The following is an 18,391-nucleotide window of genomic DNA, read 5'->3' on the forward strand; positions in this document are numbered from 1 at the left end:
GTCGATGGCTGATCACACCAAGATCGAGTGGACCGACGCCACCTGGAACATTGTCACCGGTTGCCAGATCGTCTCGCCCGGCTGCACCAATTGCTATGCTATGCGCCTGGCCGGCACGCGCCTTCGCAATATCCCGAGCCGCTTCGGCCTGACCACGGACACCAAGGCCGGCCCAGTTTGGACTGGCGACATCCGCTTCAATCGCGAATGGCTCGACCAGCCGCTGCGCTGGAAGGCGCCACGCATGATCTTCGTCGCAGCCCACGGCGATCTCTTTGCCGATGGCGTGACCAAAGAGCAGCTCGACCAGATCTTCGCGGTCATGGCGCTCAGCTCCCAGCATATATTCCAGGTACTGACGAAGCGGCCGGAGCGGATGCGCGATTATCTCCTCGAAATGGAGCGTTGCTTCAAACGCGACGAGCGTGAGTTTTCGAGGCGCTGGGGCACCGCTGCGGCGGAGGTAACGAATTCGCCATGCGCCGCCGGCGCGATCGAGGATATCGAATTCCCGCTCTTGAACGTTTGGTTCGGGATCTCCGCGGAAGATCAGCGTCGCGCGGACGAGCGCATCCCATTTCTGTGCGATACACCGGCCGCTATCAGATGGATCAGCGCCGAGCCGCTTCTGGGCGATATCCGCTTTTCCGGTCTCTCGGCCGATCGAAAATATAAGTGGGACTGGCTGACCGGCGAAACAGCCGTCATGCATCCAGACGGCCCTTCTTTTGATTGTGGGCCAAAGATCGATTGGGTCGTCGCCGGCGGCGAGAGCGGCCCGAACGCAAGGCCGATGCATCCGGACTGGGCGAGATCCCTTCGCGACCAATGCGCCACAGCCGGCGTGCCCTTCCTCTTCAAGCAGTGGGGAAACTGGCAGATCGCCAGCGAAGGCAAGGGGCATCTCGATCACAACATGGCCCGCAACGATGCCTTCTGGGTCGATATCGACGGCACACGCCACAAGCCCAGCTCGACGGGCCTGACGAAGCCTTGCGCCATGCATCGCGTCTCGAAGTCTGTCGCCGGCCGCCTACTCGACGGCGTCGAGCACAACGCTTTCCCTCCCCTCCCACCACATTTCAAGGAGCATGACCATGACCAGAAAGCTACCTGATATCCGCGTCATCAAAGAGCATATCGATAACGGGTTAAGCCGGGTCGAGATCGCCACGATCTACGGCTGCCATCCGGACTCGCTCTACCATGTCTTGCGCAAGGCGGGCCTGTTCATCGCCAAGAAGGGCAAGCCCGATCCCGGCCCGCGCCCGGCATACCAGCTGCCCCATCTGCGCAAGGAAGTCGAGATCAAGTCCGACCGGATCGTCTTTACCCGCGAGGTCACCGCCGGCTCCTACGGCGGCATGATGTTCCAGCGCATCTCGGTGCCGCGCATCACCTCGCATATCGCCGCCCTGCAGGACGCCGGCCGATGCTGAAATACGACCGCGGCGCGGGCCTTGCCAAAATCCACTGCGACAGCTGCCCGGCCTCCATGGAGAGCGTCGGCGGATATGTTGAGCGCGTCGCCGTGGCTCGCGCCGTGGAACTCGCCAAGCTTGCCCGCTGGTCGATCGAGAAACACGCCGGCACATGGCAGCACTTCTGCCCAAACTGCCGCCCTACACGAAAACGAGGATCCTTGCTGTGAAACTCATCCGGACAATCGCACCGCTAGCCGTCATCTGCGCAACCTTGCTGTCTTCCTGCAATGATGCGGACGTGGCGTCTCACAATCTCTCGAAGGCAGCCGACAACTTCCAAGTCAATCGCCGCATCGTCGTCATCAATGGGATAACCGACAATTACCTGTTGTCGGTCGAAGGTCTTTGCTCACTCGGAAATGCCGATAAGGATCGCGAGATTTCGATCACCTGCAAAACAGGCCCTGACGCGTACAAGAAATTCTTCGCCGGCCTTTCCGATAACGTCACATACGTTGTCGAGCAGCTAGAGCCCATGCCTGTCAGCGTTTACCGCTACAAGGTGATCTTCAAGCCTTCCGTCATCATTCCCGACATAGATTTGAAGTGAGGGCGCAACCATGATCACCAACAACAAAATCCAATCTGCGAAGGTGATTGCTGAACATATCTCTAAGGCCATGGAAGGCGCTTATGGCGACGACTGGACTGTAGAGCGCTAAAGCCATGAGGAGCTCGTCGAGCGAAAGCCGGCCGGGCAATATGCGCGGCCTCAAACCAAGCATCATCCAATATTCGACGGAACTCCCGAACCTCGACGATTGCCTTGTCGAGCGACCGAAGCCGTTCCGCCTAGTCATCTGGGAACCGATACTGACTAGGGCACCAGGACCATCTCGCGCCCAGCCCTATTGCTGCTACATTAAGACGATCATCTTCTATCACCGCCCCTACATCGTGAGGCCGTTCAAGACCTTCTGGCGCGACCATAGCGGAAAGCTTCACGCGTCGTCATCCGGCTATGAACAATGGGATCAAGTCGAAACGCGCCTCACCTGTGACGATGTCATCATCTTCGAGCACGAACGCTTCTCAGTCGGCTTAGGCGAAGTCGTGTGGGTGAACGCGCCGGCTGAGCCGCGGCGCTGGTATATGCGACGAGACGCACGCCGCGTGGAGAAGCGCTGATGGCGACGGCCGAGGAAATCCAACGCCTGGGGCGCATCCGTCATGAGCTTGGTGCGATCGGTCCCGATCTGATCATTCAGGCCGATGGAAAGGATCTGCACCTTTGCTCCACCGACCCAATGGACGGCGGGATCGCGCCGATCGCCATCCTGCTACCTGGCATCGATATCAGCCTGCAAAACTTTCTGGTCCAGGCCGTCGCCCATCAGCGCTTCCTGCTCGCGCTGCTCGACCGCTGCGCCAGGGCGCGAAAAGAACTCGTAAATCAGTTGCAGCAAATAGAAGAAAGCCGCAAGCCGCCGAATTATGCCACCGAATGCGCGATCAAGTGCCAGAAAGACCAGGCGTTCCGCCGCTTCCTGATCGAATGCCACGACATGCCGGAGGCCGTCGATACCGAGCGCGTCAAAGTCAAGGTGCGCAAGATCCTCGCCATCGAATCCATGACTGAACTAAACGACGATCCGGCCGCGGCAGCTCGTTGGAACAATCTCAAGAAAGATTTCTATCGCTGGAGACGCAGATGATCGACGAACCCTTCGCACGCGAGGCTCAACATGGGACGTAGAGCGATTCCAGTCACGCAGGACGCAATTCAGCGAGCGATCAAGGCAGTCGTGAAGGCCGGCATCGAGGTGAAAACTATCAGGGTCGAGCCGAACGGTGCGGTCGTGATCAATGGCGACGCGAATGCGTTCTCGCAAAAAGAGCTTGACGAAAGCGCCGAAGGATATCTCTGATGGCGGACATGCCCCGCAAACCATATCCTTATACCCTGAAGGAGATCGACCAGAACGGAAACGTTCGCTGGTATTTTCGCATCGGGAAAGGCAAGCGAACGCGATTGCCTGGGCAGTGGGGTTCTCCAGAATTCAACGCAGCCTATCGAAAATGCATGGGGCAAGCGGAAGCGACGCCTGCGCCGAGCCGGCACACGCTGCAATGGCTGTCAGACAAGTATCAGGACAGTGCGGCATTCAAAGGCCTCGCACCTTCAACACAAGCAGTCCGCCGTAACGTCTTGAAATCGATTTGCAAAACCGGTGGAAAGATGATCGCATCGCGTATCGGACGCAAAGAGATTGCTGCCGGCCGCGATCGTCGAGCAGACACGCCCTTCGCCGCGATAACCTACATGAAAGTGATGGGCTATCTCTTTGAATGGGCTGTCGATGCCGGGTATCTCAAGGAAAATCCGGTGATTGGCGTCAAAAAGCCAAAGGTCGCCACGGATGGTTTCAAGCCATGGGAACCTGACGACGTCGCTAAATTCTATGAGACGCATAAGGATGGAACGCAGGCGCGCCTCGCCATGGACCTCCTGTTGTTTACCGGCTTGCGGCGCTCGGATATCTTCAAGATCGGCCCCCAGCATGTGCGCGACGGAATCATCGAGTTTCGCGCCGCCAAGAACAGCGAGCCGCTATTCATCCCGATACATCCCGCTTTGCAAAAGATCCTCGATCAGGTGAAGACCAAACATTTGGCCTACCTGGTGACACCAGTTCATAAGCGACCTTTCAAGAGCGCGGCATCTTTCGGCAATTGGTTTGGGGATGTTTGCCGGGATGCTCACGTGGACGGACGAGCGCACGGGCTACGCAAAGCGCTTGCTCAGATCATGGCAGAAAGCGGCAATAGCAATGCAGAGCTTAAGGCGCGCTTCGGCTGGAGAAGTGACGCAATGGCCAATCTTTATACGAAAAAAGCAGACAAGCGTCGCCTTGCGATTTCGGGCGCAGCGAAACTGAACGAGAACATCCTAACCCCTCATTCTCAATCCAATGAGGGGTTCGCGCAAAATAAAGATGCAAAATCAAATAGTTAAAAAGTAGATGGCGACCCCTGCAGGATTCGAACCTGCGACCACATGCTTAGAAGGCAAGTGCTCTATCCAGCTGAGCTAAGGGGCCGTAAGGCCTGGCCGCACCTTGTGCGGCGGGCAACACATGCCTGAAACCGCCGTCAAACTCAATGGTCGACGTTCAATAAGTGCTTGGCTTCAGTGAGTCCAGGGCTGGATACGATTGAAGCGGAAGTTGTCGGAATAGGACACGGTCTGCCGGATCGGATCCTTCGGCGGGATGACGCGGTAGTCGATGCCGTTACGCTTGGCGTAGTCTTCCGCCTGCTCCTGCGTCTCGAATGTCAGCCTGAGCTGCTGGCGCGTATCGCCCGATGACGTATAGCCCATGATCGGATCGATCTTTCGTGGAGTTTCCTGATCGAATTCCAGAACCCATAGATGAGTCTTGGCCTTGCCGGACTGCATGGCGGTCTTTGCGGGACGATAAATCTTGGCAGGCATTGCTGCAGCGCCTCCGAATCAAGCGGGAACGATCCGCTTACTTTGCTTCTCTTGCCTCGACGCGATCCTTTGCAGGCCGCGCGAACACGACTTTTGCTTAGCCGCGAATCCCTTTGTTTTCAAGCAAAAAGGCAGCCGCTACCAGGACGAATTCAACGACATCGATGGGGGGATTTTAAATGGTCGGAGTGGAGAGATTCGAACTCCCGACCCTCTGGTCCCAAACCAGATGCGCTACCAGACTGCGCTACACTCCGAACCATCAGCACGATTTGCTCACAGGCAATCGCGATCTGATTTCTGTACCGCCGGATACCCGTTTGCGGAACGAGTGGGGAGATACACGGTTCACCTCTCCGCTGCAACAGGTAAAATCACGCTGGGCAGACTCTTCCCCGACGAAAAGCTACTTGCCGAGCTTTGCCGAGATCGTGGGGCTCGTCGCCTTGTCTCCGACGGCAAGGCCAAGCTTCCTGACGATCCCGCCATTCAGTTCGATCACATAGGCGACCGGTCCGCCGGGATTGATGATCGATTCGGAATAGGGCACGGCATTTTCCTGGATATGGGTAATGATGCCGCTCTGGTCCAGAAAGAGCATGTCGAGCGACAGCTCGGTGTTCTTCATCCACATCATCACCGGCCGCACTGTGCCGAAATCAAACAGCATGCCATGGTCGGCCGGCATCTTGTCGCGATACATCAGACCATATTCAAGCTGTGCCGGCGTCAGCGCCAGCTCCACGGTGAATTTATGGGTTTGCCCCTTGGCCGATACGATCGTCAGCGGCTCCGAGTCGAAAGCCATCAGCTGCTGGCTTGCAGTTTGTGCCGCGAAGGACAACGGGCCTATGGCCACAACGAGAAAAAGCGCCAAGATGGCGCTTTTCAGAACTCCAAAAAACATATCTCTATTCATATCAGTGCGGCCGCGTGACCGGGCTCGGCGCATCCGGATGGATTTCCGCCGCCATCAGACCCTTTTCACCCGGCCCGAAGCGAACAAGCACCACCTGCCCCGGCCGCAGCTCGGCCAGACCGAAGCGACGCAGCGTTTCCATGTGCACGAAAATATCCTCTGTGCCTTCGCCGCGCGTCAGGAAGCCGAAGCCCTTGGTGCGGTTGAACCACTTGACCAGCGCGCGCTCCAGACCGCTTGTCGCCGTCACCTGCACATGCGTGCGCACGGGCGGCATCTGCGAGGGATGTACGGCGGTCGACTGATCCATGGAGAGGATCTTGAAGGCCTGATAGCCACGCTCCCGGCGCTGGATCAGCGCAACGATGCGGGTTCCTTCGAGAATCGTCTGATAACCGTCCCGGCGCAGACACGTGACATGCAGCAATACGTCCTGCATGCCATTGTCGGGCACGATGAAACCGAATCCCTTGGCGACATCGAACCACTTCACGACGCCTGAGATTTCGATGAGCTCGACGGTATCGCCCGACATCTCCTCGAAGTCGACAACTCCCTTCGATGAAATTCTGTCACCCATCCTAGCCAGCCCTCGATTACGCGTCACACTGTTACGGTTAACTGATTCCCTGATATCAAGATTAACATCTTGGTAACGGAAAAGCGCAAGTCCTAGTTTTCGTTTATTCCCACCCTAAGATTATTGCTCCAAGACTTGCGCGAAGCTGGTGCCCCGGTCAAAGATCCGACCAGCTCGACATTAAGAGAGGAAATAGAATGCGTTATCTCCATACGATGGTCCGCGTCACCGATCTCGACGCTTCGTTGCATTTTTATAGCACCCTGTTCGGGCTTACCGAAACCCGCCGCTACGAAAACGAGAAAGGCCGCTATACGCTCGTTTTCCTTGCAGCCGACGAGGACGCCGAATCATCCCGCAGCAACGGCGCCCCCAGCCTGGAACTGACCTATAACTGGGACCCGGAAGAATATAGCGGAGGACGCAATTTCGGCCACCTCGCCTATGAGGTCGACGATATCTATGCGACCTGCCAGAAGCTGATGGACAACGGCATCATCATCAATCGCCCGCCGCGCGACGGTCACATGGCCTTCGTACGTTCTCCAGACGGCATCTCCATCGAGATCCTGCAGAGAGGCGCCAACCTTCCGTCTGCCGAGCCCTGGGCCTCGATGCCCAATACCGGCTCCTGGTAGGAGCCAAGCTTTCGCGAGGCTTACGGCACGCGCGGAGCCATCCGTTTCGCGCTTGCCGCCCATGCCCATCCTCCGGCATGCTTGGACGACTCGAAGCATCATGCATCGGATATCGCACGGCCATCGTTCCCAGTCGGCGCATGCGATATCATCGTCCCCTCGCAGGAGGGCCGTTCCGATGCAAACCTTTTGCGGGGAACGTCCCATGTGCGATCAACAGATTTTATACGGCGGGAAGAAGCTCGCAAGCACTATTGCCGTCATCGCTTCATTTGTGATGATCGCCGGCTGCGCGACCACGGCCAAGAAGCCGACGGAGACATCGGACGCAGCACCTGCCGCGCAGCCGACGGCAGCCGAACAGCTCGCGGCCGACATGAACAGCAGAGCCGACGCCAGCCGCAGCAAAGCCGATGGCACCTACCGGGATCCGCTGGTGCACAGCGTCAACGGCACGCGCCAGCAGATCGTCGCCCAGCAGAATCAGGCGCTCTACCCTGCCCCGACGGCAGCCCCCGCTGAAGGACAGACCGGCATTGCCGGCCTCGTCACGCAGCCGACTGGCGTCAATGCCAACAGAAGCAGCATCTTTTCAGCCCCACCGCCGATCGCCGTCAACCTGGACGGGACGCTGGCCAAGACCCAGCCTAACGGCGGCCAGGCCATCACGCCGATGATGCGCAGTGTCTACAGCACGCCGCCGACAATGCAGACCATGGCACCGCAGGCGATGGATGCCGCAGGGAACGGCCGCACCTCGGCCGATATGCTGCCGCCACCCGTCATCCGCAATGCAACCTCGCCGGCTGCGGGTTCGCCGCAGCCGATTGCCCGGGTGACGGCGTCGGGAGCTGCGGCAACGCCGAACCCGAACGTCCACGAATTGAACGGCAGACAGGCGGCCGCGCTGGCGCAGTTCATCGCATCGAAAAACCAGCCCCAGAACGGCAAGCTGCTGGTGCAACCGGTGCAGGGCGCGAGCGGCCAGTAAAGAGCCCGCGTTTCCAGGGAATCTCCGATACCGCCGGCAAGAGCCTGTTAAGTCTCACTTATTCATGGCCGGTGGCAGTTTCACCCATCTGTCATTTTTTCCACAAAAAAGCAAAATTGCCGCTTGCGGGAATGAAATCACCCCGCTATAAGCGCGCCACACAACAGCTGAACGCGCCCTTCGTCTATCGGTTAGGACGACAGATTTTCATTCTGTAAAGAGGGGTTCGACTCCCCTAGGGCGTGCCACTGTTGTTTTCCCCCGTCATGAATTCATTGACCTACCGCTTGCGGACGCAATGGGCTATTCTTATCTGGGCCATGCAGCACGCGCCCTTCGTCTATCGGTTAGGACGACAGATTCTCATTCTGTAAAGAGGGGTTCGACTCCCCTAGGGCGTGCCAATCGCGTGGCTCGACGTTTTCCACAAGCACCTCGAAAATCTTCGCTTAGTCATCGATTTTTCTGGGGTTTTTCTGCGATTTTTCTCGTTTTTCCGCTTGCGGGAATGAAAGGTGCTGACTATAAGGGCGCCACAGCACGCGCCCTTCGTCTATCGGTTAGGACGACAGATTTTCATTCTGTAAAGAGGGGTTCGACTCCCCTAGGGCGTGCCACTGTTTTTCCCCTTAAATTGATGTTTTTACTTGCTAAACGCTGCTATGCAGCCACGTATCCGGCGTGATCTGCGTTACGGAGCTTTCGCCGCGTCCGTAACGCGCAGCTGCACCCGGCGGCTGCCCTGCCAGTGATCGGCGCCGAGCGTGCCGGCGACGTGGATCTGCGCGCCGCGCGACGACATCAGCAGATCGCCCAAAGGCGTCTCCGCCGCCCGGAAGGCGATGCCATCAACCCGACCGCCATCCTGCGCCTCCAGCGTGATCTTGATATGCGACTGGCCGACAAGGCGGGAATCGCGCAGCCTGTGGCTCGGTAGCGCGAAGACGGGCTGCGGATGGCCCGAACCATAGGGACCGGCGGCCTCCAGCCTGTCGATGAGCTCGACGGTTGCGCCGCTTGCGCCGAGCGCGCCGTCGATCTTCAGCGTTTCATTGGCAACCAGCCCAGCCACCTGCTTCTCCGCCTTCTCCGTGAAGAAGGCGCGCAGCTTTCCGAGATTGCTCCGCTCCACCGTCAGGCCGGCGGCCATGGCATGGCCGCCGCCCTTGACCAGCAACCCGGCATCGACGGCTGCACGCACCATGCGGCCCATGTCGAAGCCGTTGATGGAGCGGCCGGAGCCTGTACCCTTGCCCATCGGATCGAAGGCGATGGCGAAGGCCGGCCGGCGGAATTTGTCCTTGAGGCGCGATGCAATAAGGCCGACGATCCCCGGATGCCAGTTCTCGCGCGCCGTGACGATGACGGAGGCACCGTCGCCATTGCCGTACTCAGCCAGGGCCTCGGCCTCCGCCTCCTGCAGCATGGCGGCCTCCATGGCCTGCCGCTCGCGATTGAGCTCGTCCAGCTTCGCGGCGATCGTGTCGGCTTCGCCACCATCGGCTAGCGTCAGCAGGCGTGCGCCAAGAGCTGCATCGCCGATGCGGCCGCCGGCATTGATGCGCGGACCGATCAGGAAACCGAAATGATAGGGCGTGACGGGGCCATTGAGACCGGCCTTGCGAAAGAGCGCTGCAAGCCCGAGATTGCCCTGATGACGGGCGGCAATCAGGCCCTTGACGACATAGGCCCGATTGAGACCTTTCAGCGGCACGACATCGCAAACGGTCGCGAGCGCCACGATATCGAGCCAGGCAAGCAGGTCGATGGATCGCACGCGGGAATCGCCGGCCTCGCGCAGCAGCCGCAAGGCCGCGACCAGAACCATGAAGACGACGCCGGCGGCACAGAGATGCCCCTGCCCCGACAGATCATCCTCTCGGTTCGGATTGACCAGGGCGTGGCAAGGCGGCAGCTCGTGCGCCACCTGATGGTGATCGATGACGACGACATCGATACCGCGTGCCTTCGCCACCTCAAGCGATTCGAAGCTGGTCGAGCCGCAATCGACGGTCACGATCAATGTCGCGCCATTGTCGATGAGCTGGCCGATGGCGGTGGGATTGGGGCCGTAACCCTCGAAGATGCGATCGGGAATGTAGATGCTGGCGAGAACGCCGAAATGTGTCAGGAAGCGATAGAGGAGCGCCGAGGAGGCCGCACCGTCGACATCGTAGTCGCCGAAGATCGCGACCGTCTCGCCCTTCCTGATGGCGTGCAGGAGACGCTGTGCGGCCTTTTCGCAATCGGTCAGCAGATGCGGGTCCGGCATAAGGCCGCGGATGGTCGGGTCGAGAAAGGCCATGGCTTCGTCCTGGCCGACGCCACGCCCGGCAAGAACGCGGGCAATCAGCTCCGGCAAGCCGTGTGTCTGCGCGATGGCCAGCGCCCTGTTCTGGCCGGCCTGATCGAGCCTGGAAACCCAGCGATTGCCTGATACCGAGCGCTCGACACCCAGAAATGCCCGCTGAACTGGATCGACCGGTTGCTCCACCATCTCTCTCGGAATTTGAGAGCGGCGTCCCTTTGAGGCACGCCGCCGCTGCTCAGATTATTCTTTCGGCCGCTCGATGCGGATGACCTGCGGCTCGCCGACGAGATAGCCCTCGTTCTTGATCGAGGCAACCGCCTTGCGCACGGAATCCTCCGTCGTCGCATGGGTGACGAGGATGATCGTCTGGTGATCGGACGGCGCCAGATGCTGCGTCGAGCGCTGGACGATCGATTCCAGCGAAATATGGTTTTCCGCCATGCGGGTCGCCACACTTGCAAAAACGCCGGTGCGGTCGAGTACGGTGAGGCGAATGAAATAACCGCCCTCATGGCTCTGCATCTGCGCCTTACGGTAGGGCTCCAGCGCCTTGGCCGGATGACCGAGCACCGGCACGCGCTGCTCGCCCGGGCGGCTCTTGGCGATATCGGCGATATCGCCGAGGACGGACGAGGCCGTCGCATTGCCGCCGGCGCCGGGGCCGACCATCAGCAATTCGCCGAGAATATCGGATTCGATCGCGACGGCATTGGTGACGCCATCAACCTGGGCGATGACCGAATCGAGCGGCACCATGGTCGGATGCACGCGCTGCTCGATACCGCTCTCGGTGCGCTGGGCAACACCGAGCAGCTTGATGCGATAGCCAAGATCGGCGGCGGCGCGGATATCCTCGATGGAGACGTTGGTGATGCCTTCAAGATAGATGTCGTCGGCCGCGATGCGATTGCCGAAGGCAAGCGTCGTCAGGATGGCGAGCTTGTGAGCCGTATCGTTGCCCTCGATATCGAAAGCCGGATCGGCTTCGGCATAGCCGAGACGCTGTGCTTCCTTCAGGCAATCGGCAAAGGACAGGCCCTCCTTCTCCATCCGGGTCAGGATGTAGTTGCAGGTGCCGTTCATGATGCCGTAGATGCGGGAAATCGTATTGCCGGTCAGCGATTCGCGCAGGGCCTTGATGACCGGAATGCCACCGGCAACGGCTGCTTCGAAATTCAGCAGCACACCCTTTTCTTCAGCGATCTGCGCGAGCTCGACACCGTGATAGGCGAGCAGCGCCTTGTTGGCGGTTACGACATGCAGACCGCGGGCAAGAGCCGCACGCACCGCCGCATTGGCAGCACCCTCGGAGCCGCCGATCAGCTCGACGAAGACGTCGATATCGGCCTTCTGCGCGAGATCGACAGGACCGCCGAACCATTCGATGCCTGCCAGATCGATGCCGCGATCCCGCATGCGATCGCGCGCCGTGACGGCGACGATCTTGACGGGACGACCGCAGGTAACGGCAAGCTCGTTAGCGCGGCTCTGGATGATGCGGACGAGCGAGGCACCAACCGTGCCCAAGCCCGCAATGCCGATTTTGAGGGCATCTGCCATGGAAAATTCCTGATCAGTATTGGGAACGGCAGCCGCGGGAACGGCTGCTGCGCGATATTATGAACGGTGGGCGTTCAGCGAAATAACATTATGCATCGTCTCATCCACGGAGGAGAGGAAACGCTTCAGATTGCGTGCAGCCTGCCGGATGCGGTGTTCGTTTTCAACAAGCGCGATGCGGACATAATCATCGCCCTGCTCGCCGAAGCCGATGCCGGGAGCGACCGCGATGTCCGCCTTCTCGACCAGAAGCTTGGAGAACTCAAGCGAGCCGAGATGACGGAACTTTTCCGGGATCTTCGCCCAGGCAAACATGGTCGCAGCCGGCGGCGGCACGTCGAAGCCGGCCTTGCCGAAGCTGTCGACCAGGACGTCGCGGCGGCGCTTGTAGATGTTGCGCACTTCCGCGATATCGGAACCGTCGCCGTTCAGGGCGTGGGTCGCCGCCACCTGGATCGGCGTGAACGCGCCGTAATCGAGGTAGGACTTCACGCGCGTCAGCGCCGCAATCAGCCGCTCGTTGCCGACGGCAAAGCCCATGCGCCAGCCGGGCATGGAGAAGGTCTTCGACATCGAGGTGAATTCGACCGTCACGTCGATGGCGCCCGGAACTTCCAGCACCGACGGCGGCGGCGCGTCGTCGAAGTAGATTTCCGAATAGGCCAGATCCGAAAGCACGATGATGTCGTGCTTCTTCGCGAAAGCGACGACTTCCTTATAGAAATCCAGCGTCGCGACATAGGCCGTCGGGTTGGACGGATAGTTCAGGATGAGCGCCAGCGGCTTCGGGATCGAGTGGCGCACGGCCCGTTCCAGCGGCGGGAAGAAGCTGTCATCCGGCTCGACCGGGATCGAGCGGATGACGCCGCCTGCCATCAGGAAGCCGAAGGCATGGATCGGATAGGTCGGGTTCGGGCAAAGGATTACGTCGCCCGGCGCCGTGATCGCCTGCGCCATATTGGCAAAGCCTTCCTTCGAGCCGAGGGTGGCGACCACCTGCGTATCCGGATTGAGCTTCACGCCGAAGCGACGGGCATAATAGGCGGCCTGCGCACGACGAAGGCCTGGAATGCCCTTGGAGGAGGAATAGCGATGCGTGCGCGGATCCTGGACCACTTCGCACAGCTTGTCGACGATCGCCTTGGGAGTCGGAAGATCTGGATTGCCCATGCCGAGATCGATAATGTCCGCCCCGCCCGCTCGCGCGCTCGCTTTCAAACGATTGACCTGTTCGAAAACGTAGGGCGGCAAACGCCGGACTTTATGAAACTCTTCCATTTCTTTCCCCATGGGACAGCGGCCCTCAAAACCGCGCTGAAGTTCGTCGATTTCCCGGCCAGCCGCGATACGAACTTGGGACTCGCGGCGCCGTAGTCATGCTATCTCGAAAGATAAGGTGAATCTTGGGCGGCTATGCACGCAAAGTGCAATTCGCCGGTCAGATACATCCAATTTCGGCCTATACGAACGCTTTGCGTCCAAATCGCCTGAAACGCAAGGCTAATTCTGCGTTGGGGCGGGCTGGGCGCCGCCCTCTTTCTGGATCTCCTGCAGCGTATCCTGGCCATGTTCGGCGGCAAGCTTACGCATCTCGGCAACGCGCTTCTGGTACTCGGCCTCCGATATGGTGCCGGCCTTGCGCTGGGCACCGAGCGCCGTCAACTGCTTGACCATGTCACCGGCCTGCTGATCGTTGATCTGCACGTTTGCAGCCGTCGGCGGCGCGTTGAAGGAAGGATAGCCATCCTTGTAATATTGCTGCGTGCTGGTTTCCACGATCGGCGTGCCCTTGGCGGGTTTTACGATCACCGCCTGAGGCGGCTGCTTGCGCTTGGCGTAGGCCGCCTTTTCTTCGGGCGTCGAGCAGCCCGCCAGCGTCAATGCGAGAATCCCGCACATTGCACCGCAGAGTACGGAATACCGGTTCAGTCTTGCCACCATGCCGCCGCCCATAATTGTCTTCCTGCGCTATTCCTTGCTGTGGGTTGCGACTGTTAAATTTGTCGCAGCAGCAAAGCAAGAGCAGGGTTGCGTTTCATTCGACTTGTATTCCTTTTCCCGCAAGATGTACAAATGGAAAACAAGACACGAGCTGCCGCCGGGAGGATGATGCGTGACCGACAGCAAGCGGGACAATAATGAAGGCAACGGCGGCTTTCCCGGCTTCGATCCAAAGTCAGTCGAGCCTTACATCGTCAGGGATCCCGAAGCGATGGCCGTCAACTTTGCCCGCGCGTTGGAAAATCTCGGCAAGGCAGCCTCGGCCTGGCTTGCACCGCGCGAACGCGGCGAGAAGGTCGACACGGTTGCCGATCCCTTCACCGACATGGTCAAGACGCTGTCCAAGGTCGGCGAATACTGGCTTTCCGATCCTCGCCGGACACTGGAGGCGCAGACTCACCTGCTTTCCGGCTATTTCGGCCTGTGGACGAAAACCATGCAGCGCCTCAGCGGCGATTCGTCCGCCGAGGCCGAAGCCGAACCGGTCAAGGACAAGCGCTTCGCCGATGAGGACTGGCAGAAGAACCCCTTCTTCGATTTCCTGAAGCAGACCTATCTTCTGACGTCGGACTGGGCGGAAAAGCTGGTCGGCGAAGCGGAAGGGCTGGACGAGCATACGCGTCACAAGGCGGCGTTCTACACGAAACAGATCACCGCCGCCTTCTCCCCGACCAATTTCGTCGCGACCAACCCGCAGGTCTACCGCGAAACCATCGCCTCCAACGCCGAGAACCTGGTGCGCGGCATGAAGATGCTGGCGGAGGATATCAGCCTCGGCCATGGCGAGCTGCGCCTGCGTCAAACCGACATGACGAAATTCGCCGTCGGCCGCGACATGGCGCTGACACCAGGCAAGGTGATCGCACAAAGCGATGTCTGCCAGGTGATCCAATATGAGCCGGCGACGGACAAGGTGCTGAAGCGGCCGCTGCTGATCTGCCCGCCCTGGATCAACAAATTCTACATTCTCGATCTCAACCCTCAGAAATCCTTCATCAAATGGTGTCTAGAGCAGGGTCACACCGTCTTCGTCATTTCCTGGGTGAACCCCGACCATCGTCATGCGGCGAAGGACTGGACCTCCTATGCCCGCGAAGGCATCGATTTCGCACTCGAAACGATCGAAAAGGCGACAGGCGAGCAGGAGGTCAATGCCGTAGGCTATTGCGTCGGCGGCACGCTGCTGGCCGCCACCCTCGCCCTCCATGCCAAGGAAAAGAACAAGCGCATCCGAACGGTAACCTTCCTGACGACGCAGGTCGATTTCACCTTCGCCGGTGACCTGAAGGTTTTCGTCGACGAAGAGCAGATTGCAGCACTCGAAGAACAGATGAACGTGCTCGGCTATCTCGAAGGCTCGAAGATGGCGACGGCCTTCAACATGCTGCGCGCCTCCGAACTGATCTGGCCCTATTTCGTCAACAATTACCTGAAGGGTCAGGAGCCCCTGCCCTTCGACCTCCTGTTCTGGAACGCCGATTCCACGCGCATGGCAGCGGCCAACCATTCCTTCTACCTGCGCAACTGCTACCTCAACAATGCGCTGAGCCAGGGCAAAATGGTGCTCGACGGCAAGACGCTGTCGCTGAAGGATGTGCGCATCCCGGTCTATAATCTGGCGACGCGCGAGGATCATATCGCGCCGGCCAAGTCGGTCTTCGTCGGCAGCCAATATTTCGGCGGTCCGGTGGAATTTGTGGTGACCGGCTCCGGTCACATTGCCGGCGTCGTCAATCCGCCAGACAAGCATAAATACCAGTTCTGGACGGGTGGCCCGACCGGCGGCGACTATGAGGAATGGCTCGCCGGGGCAAAGGAGACGCCTGGCTCCTGGTGGCCGCATTGGCACGCCTGGATTCTCTCGCAGGATCATCGCATGACGGCGGCACGCCAACCCGGCGGCAAGGCACTCAATGCGCTGGAAGAGGCGCCCGGCAGCTTCGTCATGGAACGGGCATAGACGATCGCCACGCCATGCTTTTCCCCTCGCCTCTCATCTCTGCCCGCCTGATCGCGCGCTACAAGCGCTTCCTCTTCGACGCGGAGCTGGAAGACGGAACCTTCATCACCGGTTCCTGCCCGAATACCGGCTCGATGCTCGGGCTGACAGCGCCGGGCTCGCGCATCTGGCTATCCGAGCACGAAGGAGCAAAGCGAAAATACCGCCATGTCTTCGAACTGATCGAGGCGGACGGCACGACCGTCGGCGTCAATACAGCCATGCCGAACCGGATCGCGGCGGAAGCGATTGCGCTTGGACAGGTTTCCGATCTCGGAGACTATACGGCGGTCAAGCGCGAACAGAATTACGGCCGCAATTCCCGCGTCGACCTGCTCTTGACCGACCCTTTGCGGACAACCACCTATGTCGAGGTGAAGAACGTCCATTTCATGCGACAGCCGGGCCTTGCGGAATTTCCCGATACGGCGACGGCCCGCGGCGCCAAGCATCTCGAAGAACTCGGCGATATGGCAGAGGCCGGTTACCGCGCCGTCATGCTGTTCGTGATCCAGCGGCATGATTGCGATCGCTTCCGAATTTGCGGCGATCTCGATCCGGTCTATGCCAGGGCCTATGAGCGGGCTTTGGCGCGCGGCGTCGAAGTCTATGCGCTGAAATGCAGGGTCTCGCCGACGGAAATCGCGCCTGCCGGGTTGATCCCGATAGACGAACCCGGCATAGCTGCATTAGAACAGTTTAAGATCTCTACCGAAGGCTAGTCATGGTGAATTACATCGAAGCGGCAACGGCGCCGGCGAAGAATACGGGCGCTATCCGCATTTACGGGCAGGATGCCTTTGCCGGAATGCGCAAGGCATGCCAATTGACCGCCCGTTGCCTCGATGAACTCGCAGCAATCGTCAAGCCCGGCGTGGCGACCGACGTCATCGACCGCTTCGTTTTTGAATTCGGCATGGATCATGGCGCCTATCCGGCGACGCTGAACTATCGCGGCTACATGAAATCGTCCTGCACATCGATCAACCATGTCGTCTGCCACGGCATTCCCAACGACAAGCCGCTGCGCGAGGGCGATATCGTCAATATCGACGTGACCTATGTGCTGGATGGCTGGCACGGCGATTCCAGCCGCATGTATCCGGTCGGCGAAATCAAGCGGTCGGCCGAGCGGCTGCTCGAAGTTACCTATGAATCCTTGATGCGCGGCATTGCCGCCGTTCGCCCCGGTGCCCGCACCGGCGCCATCGGCGAAGCGATCCAGACCTATGCCGAGGGTGAGCGCTGCTCGGTCGTGCGCGACTTCTGCGGCCACGGCGTCGGCAGCCTCTTCCATGACTCGCCGAATATCCTGCATTACGGCAGGGTCAATGACGGTCCGGAGCTGCGCGAGGGCATGATCTTCACCATCGAGCCAATGATCAATCTCGGCAAGCCGCATGTGAAAGTGCTCGGCGACGGCTGGACGGCCGTTACCCGCGACCGTTCGCTCTCGGCACAATATGAACATACGGTCGGCGTCACTGCGACGGGCTGCGAAATCTTCACCCTGTCGCCCGGCGGTCTCGACCGTCCCGGTCTACCGCCACTGCAGGGATAATCTATGGCGAAACGTCCCGCTTCTTCCAATGGACATGGCGACATGCCCCTCGACAGAAGCGGGGAGACGGAGGCTTCGGAAGAGGCCCCGCTTCTGGACGAACGGCTATTCTTTGCACCACAAGGCGCCAAGCCCGCCTCGCAGTCTGCCAAATCCGCTCCTGCAGCAAAACCCACCCCGATAAACGCCGAAGCCCATTATCATGGGCACCGCGAGCGGTTGCGCAATCGCTATCGCGGCGGCGGCGACGCGGCGCTGGCCGATTATGAAATCCTCGAGCTGCTGCTCTTCCGGCTGATCCCGCGTCGCGATACGAAGCCGATCGCCAAGGCGCTGCTAGCCCGCTTCGGCTCGCTCGGCGGCGTGTTCGGTGCTCCGGTCAGTCTGTTGACCGAGGTCGGCGGCGTCGGCGATGCGGTCGCGCTCGACCTGAAGCTGGTGGCGAGCGTCTCGCAGCGCATGCTGAAAAGCGAGCTAACGGGCAAGCCGGTGCTCTCTTCCTGGAAAGCCCTCATCGACTATTGTCATGCCGCCATGGCGCATGAAGCGCGCGAGCAGTTTCGCTTGCTGTTTCTCGACAAGCGCAATGCCTTGATTGCAGATGAAGTCCAAGGTTTCGGTACTGTCGATCATACGCCCGTCTATCCGCGTGAAGTCGTCAAACGCGCGCTGGAACTCTCCGCTTCGGCCGTGATTCTCGTCCACAATCATCCCTCAGGCGACCCGACACCGTCGCGCGCCGATATCGACATGACCAAGACGATTATCGACACTGCCAAACCATTAGGCATTACCGTTCACGACCATGTTATCATTGGCAAGAACGGTCATGTCAGCTTCAGAGCACTGCATTTGATCTGAAGTTGCCGCAGACGCGTTAATTTAACTAGTCAAAACTATATCTCATCACA

Annotated in this window: 21 protein-coding genes and 5 tRNA genes; 17 read left to right on the plus strand and 9 right to left on the minus strand. The window is 59.7% G+C overall.

What is annotated here, in order from left to right; genetic code table 11:
- Nucleotides 1-4 precede the first annotated feature (4 nt).
- From DQ393_RS06230 to DQ393_RS06260, 8 genes are all read left to right on the plus strand, one after another.
- Nucleotides 5-1,117 (plus strand): phage Gp37/Gp68 family protein, encoded by a 1,113-nt coding sequence (locus DQ393_RS06230; RefSeq protein ID WP_112341067.1) that lies wholly within the window; start codon nucleotides 5-7, stop codon nucleotides 1,115-1,117.
- A complete protein-coding gene (locus tag DQ393_RS06235; protein ID WP_112340922.1) occupies nucleotides 1,098-1,439 on the plus strand; it encodes a hypothetical protein in 342 nt (113 codons plus the stop codon). The genes DQ393_RS06230 and DQ393_RS06235 overlap by 20 nt, the downstream gene beginning before the upstream one ends.
- The gene (locus DQ393_RS33165; protein ID WP_146758962.1) at nucleotides 1,433-1,651 is read left to right on the plus strand and encodes a hypothetical protein; all 219 of its coding nucleotides are present in this window, start codon (nucleotides 1,433-1,435) and stop codon (nucleotides 1,649-1,651) included. Before DQ393_RS06235 ends, DQ393_RS33165 begins: the two co-directional genes overlap by 7 nt.
- Complete coding sequence (locus DQ393_RS06240) at nucleotides 1,648-2,034, plus strand: hypothetical protein (RefSeq protein ID WP_210209408.1); 387 nt, start codon at nucleotides 1,648-1,650, stop codon at nucleotides 2,032-2,034. Before DQ393_RS33165 ends, DQ393_RS06240 begins: the two co-directional genes overlap by 4 nt.
- 116 nt (nucleotides 2,035-2,150) lie before the next feature.
- On the plus strand, nucleotides 2,151-2,612 hold the full coding sequence (locus DQ393_RS06245) for a hypothetical protein (RefSeq protein ID WP_146758963.1): 462 nt from the start codon (nucleotides 2,151-2,153) through the stop codon (nucleotides 2,610-2,612).
- Nucleotides 2,612-3,139, plus strand: a complete 528-nt coding sequence (locus DQ393_RS06250) for a hypothetical protein (RefSeq protein WP_112340924.1) — start codon at nucleotides 2,612-2,614, stop codon at nucleotides 3,137-3,139. Before DQ393_RS06245 ends, DQ393_RS06250 begins: the two co-directional genes overlap by 1 nt.
- Before the next feature lie 30 nt (nucleotides 3,140-3,169).
- The gene (locus DQ393_RS06255) at nucleotides 3,170-3,352 is read left to right on the plus strand and encodes a hypothetical protein (RefSeq protein WP_112340925.1); all 183 of its coding nucleotides are present in this window, start codon (nucleotides 3,170-3,172) and stop codon (nucleotides 3,350-3,352) included.
- Nucleotides 3,352-4,440, plus strand: coding sequence for a tyrosine-type recombinase/integrase (locus DQ393_RS06260; RefSeq protein ID WP_112340926.1), 1,089 nt, complete (start codon nucleotides 3,352-3,354; stop codon nucleotides 4,438-4,440). The genes DQ393_RS06255 and DQ393_RS06260 overlap by 1 nt, the downstream gene beginning before the upstream one ends.
- A gap of 8 nt (nucleotides 4,441-4,448) precedes the next feature.
- Here DQ393_RS06260 and DQ393_RS06265 read toward each other — a convergent pair.
- The 5 genes from DQ393_RS06265 to DQ393_RS06285 form a co-directional block, all read right to left on the minus strand.
- A tRNA-Arg gene (locus tag DQ393_RS06265) sits at nucleotides 4,449-4,525 on the minus strand.
- A gap of 89 nt (nucleotides 4,526-4,614) precedes the next feature.
- A complete protein-coding gene (locus DQ393_RS06270) occupies nucleotides 4,615-4,920 on the minus strand; it encodes an ETC complex I subunit (protein ID WP_112340927.1) in 306 nt (101 codons plus the stop codon).
- A gap of 180 nt (nucleotides 4,921-5,100) precedes the next feature.
- A tRNA-Pro gene (locus DQ393_RS06275) sits at nucleotides 5,101-5,177 on the minus strand.
- Between the two features lie 149 nt (nucleotides 5,178-5,326).
- Nucleotides 5,327-5,827, minus strand: a complete 501-nt coding sequence (locus DQ393_RS06280; RefSeq protein WP_432421981.1) for a DUF192 domain-containing protein — start codon at nucleotides 5,825-5,827, stop codon at nucleotides 5,327-5,329.
- A 13-nt stretch (nucleotides 5,828-5,840) separates the two neighbouring features.
- Complete coding sequence (locus DQ393_RS06285; protein WP_015339721.1) at nucleotides 5,841-6,419, minus strand: cold-shock protein; 579 nt, start codon at nucleotides 6,417-6,419, stop codon at nucleotides 5,841-5,843.
- 197 nt (nucleotides 6,420-6,616) lie between these two features.
- Between DQ393_RS06285 and DQ393_RS06290 the strand changes: the two genes are divergently transcribed.
- From DQ393_RS06290 to DQ393_RS06310, 5 genes are all read left to right on the plus strand, one after another.
- Nucleotides 6,617-7,057, plus strand: a complete 441-nt coding sequence (locus DQ393_RS06290; RefSeq protein WP_112340929.1) for a VOC family protein — start codon at nucleotides 6,617-6,619, stop codon at nucleotides 7,055-7,057.
- A 205-nt stretch (nucleotides 7,058-7,262) separates the two neighbouring features.
- Nucleotides 7,263-8,048 (plus strand): hypothetical protein, encoded by a 786-nt coding sequence (locus DQ393_RS06295; RefSeq protein ID WP_112340930.1) that lies wholly within the window; start codon nucleotides 7,263-7,265, stop codon nucleotides 8,046-8,048.
- Nucleotides 8,049-8,221: 173 nt separating this feature from the next.
- Nucleotides 8,222-8,296 (plus strand) — tRNA-Glu (locus tag DQ393_RS06300).
- A gap of 81 nt (nucleotides 8,297-8,377) precedes the next feature.
- A tRNA-Glu gene (locus tag DQ393_RS06305) sits at nucleotides 8,378-8,452 on the plus strand.
- Nucleotides 8,453-8,590: 138 nt separating this feature from the next.
- Nucleotides 8,591-8,665 (plus strand) — tRNA-Glu (locus DQ393_RS06310).
- Between the two features lie 74 nt (nucleotides 8,666-8,739).
- Here the strand turns inward: DQ393_RS06310 and recJ are convergent.
- From recJ to DQ393_RS06330, 4 genes are all read right to left on the minus strand, one after another.
- A complete protein-coding gene (gene recJ / locus DQ393_RS06315; RefSeq protein WP_432421982.1) occupies nucleotides 8,740-10,545 on the minus strand; it encodes a single-stranded-DNA-specific exonuclease RecJ in 1,806 nt (601 codons plus the stop codon).
- A gap of 54 nt (nucleotides 10,546-10,599) precedes the next feature.
- Nucleotides 10,600-11,919 carry a homoserine dehydrogenase gene (locus DQ393_RS06320; RefSeq protein ID WP_112340931.1) on the minus strand — a complete coding sequence of 440 codons (1,320 nt, stop codon included), beginning with the start codon at nucleotides 11,917-11,919 and terminating at the stop codon, nucleotides 10,600-10,602.
- Nucleotides 11,920-11,976: 57 nt separating this feature from the next.
- Complete coding sequence (locus DQ393_RS06325; RefSeq protein WP_112340932.1) at nucleotides 11,977-13,197, minus strand: LL-diaminopimelate aminotransferase; 1,221 nt, start codon at nucleotides 13,195-13,197, stop codon at nucleotides 11,977-11,979.
- A 222-nt stretch (nucleotides 13,198-13,419) separates the two neighbouring features.
- A complete protein-coding gene (locus DQ393_RS06330; RefSeq protein WP_112340933.1) occupies nucleotides 13,420-13,872 on the minus strand; it encodes a hypothetical protein in 453 nt (150 codons plus the stop codon).
- A gap of 160 nt (nucleotides 13,873-14,032) precedes the next feature.
- On the opposite strand from DQ393_RS06330, the gene DQ393_RS06335 reads away from it, so the two are divergent.
- Genes DQ393_RS06335 through radC form a run of 4 tightly spaced genes read left to right on the plus strand, consistent with a single transcriptional unit; the run spans nucleotide 14,033 to nucleotide 18,341 of the window.
- Nucleotides 14,033-15,880, plus strand: a complete 1,848-nt coding sequence (locus tag DQ393_RS06335) for a PHA/PHB synthase family protein (RefSeq protein WP_112340934.1) — start codon at nucleotides 14,033-14,035, stop codon at nucleotides 15,878-15,880.
- A 14-nt stretch (nucleotides 15,881-15,894) separates the two neighbouring features.
- The gene (gene sfsA, locus DQ393_RS06340; RefSeq protein ID WP_112340935.1) at nucleotides 15,895-16,641 is read left to right on the plus strand and encodes a DNA/RNA nuclease SfsA; all 747 of its coding nucleotides are present in this window, start codon (nucleotides 15,895-15,897) and stop codon (nucleotides 16,639-16,641) included.
- A gap of 2 nt (nucleotides 16,642-16,643) precedes the next feature.
- Nucleotides 16,644-17,480 (plus strand): type I methionyl aminopeptidase, encoded by an 837-nt coding sequence (gene map, locus DQ393_RS06345; RefSeq protein WP_112340936.1) that lies wholly within the window; start codon nucleotides 16,644-16,646, stop codon nucleotides 17,478-17,480.
- Between the two features lie 42 nt (nucleotides 17,481-17,522).
- On the plus strand, nucleotides 17,523-18,341 hold the full coding sequence (gene radC, locus DQ393_RS06350) for a RadC family protein (RefSeq protein WP_432421986.1): 819 nt from the start codon (nucleotides 17,523-17,525) through the stop codon (nucleotides 18,339-18,341).
- Nucleotides 18,342-18,391 lie beyond the last annotated feature (50 nt).

The organism is Martinezella tropici (assembly GCF_003287875.1).
GTDB lineage: Bacteria > Pseudomonadota > Alphaproteobacteria > Rhizobiales > Rhizobiaceae > Rhizobium > Rhizobium tropici_C.

Coding starts and splice junctions, on each gene's coding strand:
- DQ393_RS06270 (WP_112340927.1), bottom strand. CDS start 4,920: ATGCCTGCCAAGATTTATCGTCCCGCAAAGACCGCCATGCAGTCCGGC.
- map (WP_112340936.1), top strand. CDS start 16,644: ATGGTGAATTACATCGAAGCGGCAACGGCGCCGGCGAAGAATACGGGC.
- DQ393_RS06260 (WP_112340926.1), top strand. CDS start 3,352: ATGGCGGACATGCCCCGCAAACCATATCCTTATACCCTGAAGGAGATC.
- recJ (WP_432421982.1), bottom strand. CDS start 10,545: ATGGTGGAGCAACCGGTCGATCCAGTTCAGCGGGCATTTCTGGGTGTC.
- DQ393_RS06280 (WP_432421981.1), bottom strand. CDS start 5,827: ATGTTTTTTGGAGTTCTGAAAAGCGCCATCTTGGCGCTTTTTCTCGTT.
- DQ393_RS06250 (WP_112340924.1), top strand. CDS start 2,612: ATGGCGACGGCCGAGGAAATCCAACGCCTGGGGCGCATCCGTCATGAG.
- DQ393_RS06325 (WP_112340932.1), bottom strand. CDS start 13,197: ATGGAAGAGTTTCATAAAGTCCGGCGTTTGCCGCCCTACGTTTTCGAA.
- DQ393_RS06235 (WP_112340922.1), top strand. CDS start 1,098: ATGACCAGAAAGCTACCTGATATCCGCGTCATCAAAGAGCATATCGAT.
- DQ393_RS06285 (WP_015339721.1), bottom strand. CDS start 6,419: ATGGGTGACAGAATTTCATCGAAGGGAGTTGTCGACTTCGAGGAGATG.
- DQ393_RS33165 (WP_146758962.1), top strand. CDS start 1,433: ATGCTGAAATACGACCGCGGCGCGGGCCTTGCCAAAATCCACTGCGAC.
- DQ393_RS06320 (WP_112340931.1), bottom strand. CDS start 11,919: ATGGCAGATGCCCTCAAAATCGGCATTGCGGGCTTGGGCACGGTTGGT.
- DQ393_RS06330 (WP_112340933.1), bottom strand. CDS start 13,872: ATGGGCGGCGGCATGGTGGCAAGACTGAACCGGTATTCCGTACTCTGC.
- DQ393_RS06230 (WP_112341067.1), top strand. CDS start 5: ATGGCTGATCACACCAAGATCGAGTGGACCGACGCCACCTGGAACATT.
- sfsA (WP_112340935.1), top strand. CDS start 15,895: ATGCTTTTCCCCTCGCCTCTCATCTCTGCCCGCCTGATCGCGCGCTAC.
- DQ393_RS06245 (WP_146758963.1), top strand. CDS start 2,151: ATGAGGAGCTCGTCGAGCGAAAGCCGGCCGGGCAATATGCGCGGCCTC.
- radC (WP_432421986.1), top strand. CDS start 17,523: ATGCCCCTCGACAGAAGCGGGGAGACGGAGGCTTCGGAAGAGGCCCCG.
- DQ393_RS06295 (WP_112340930.1), top strand. CDS start 7,263: ATGTGCGATCAACAGATTTTATACGGCGGGAAGAAGCTCGCAAGCACT.
- DQ393_RS06255 (WP_112340925.1), top strand. CDS start 3,170: ATGGGACGTAGAGCGATTCCAGTCACGCAGGACGCAATTCAGCGAGCG.
- DQ393_RS06290 (WP_112340929.1), top strand. CDS start 6,617: ATGCGTTATCTCCATACGATGGTCCGCGTCACCGATCTCGACGCTTCG.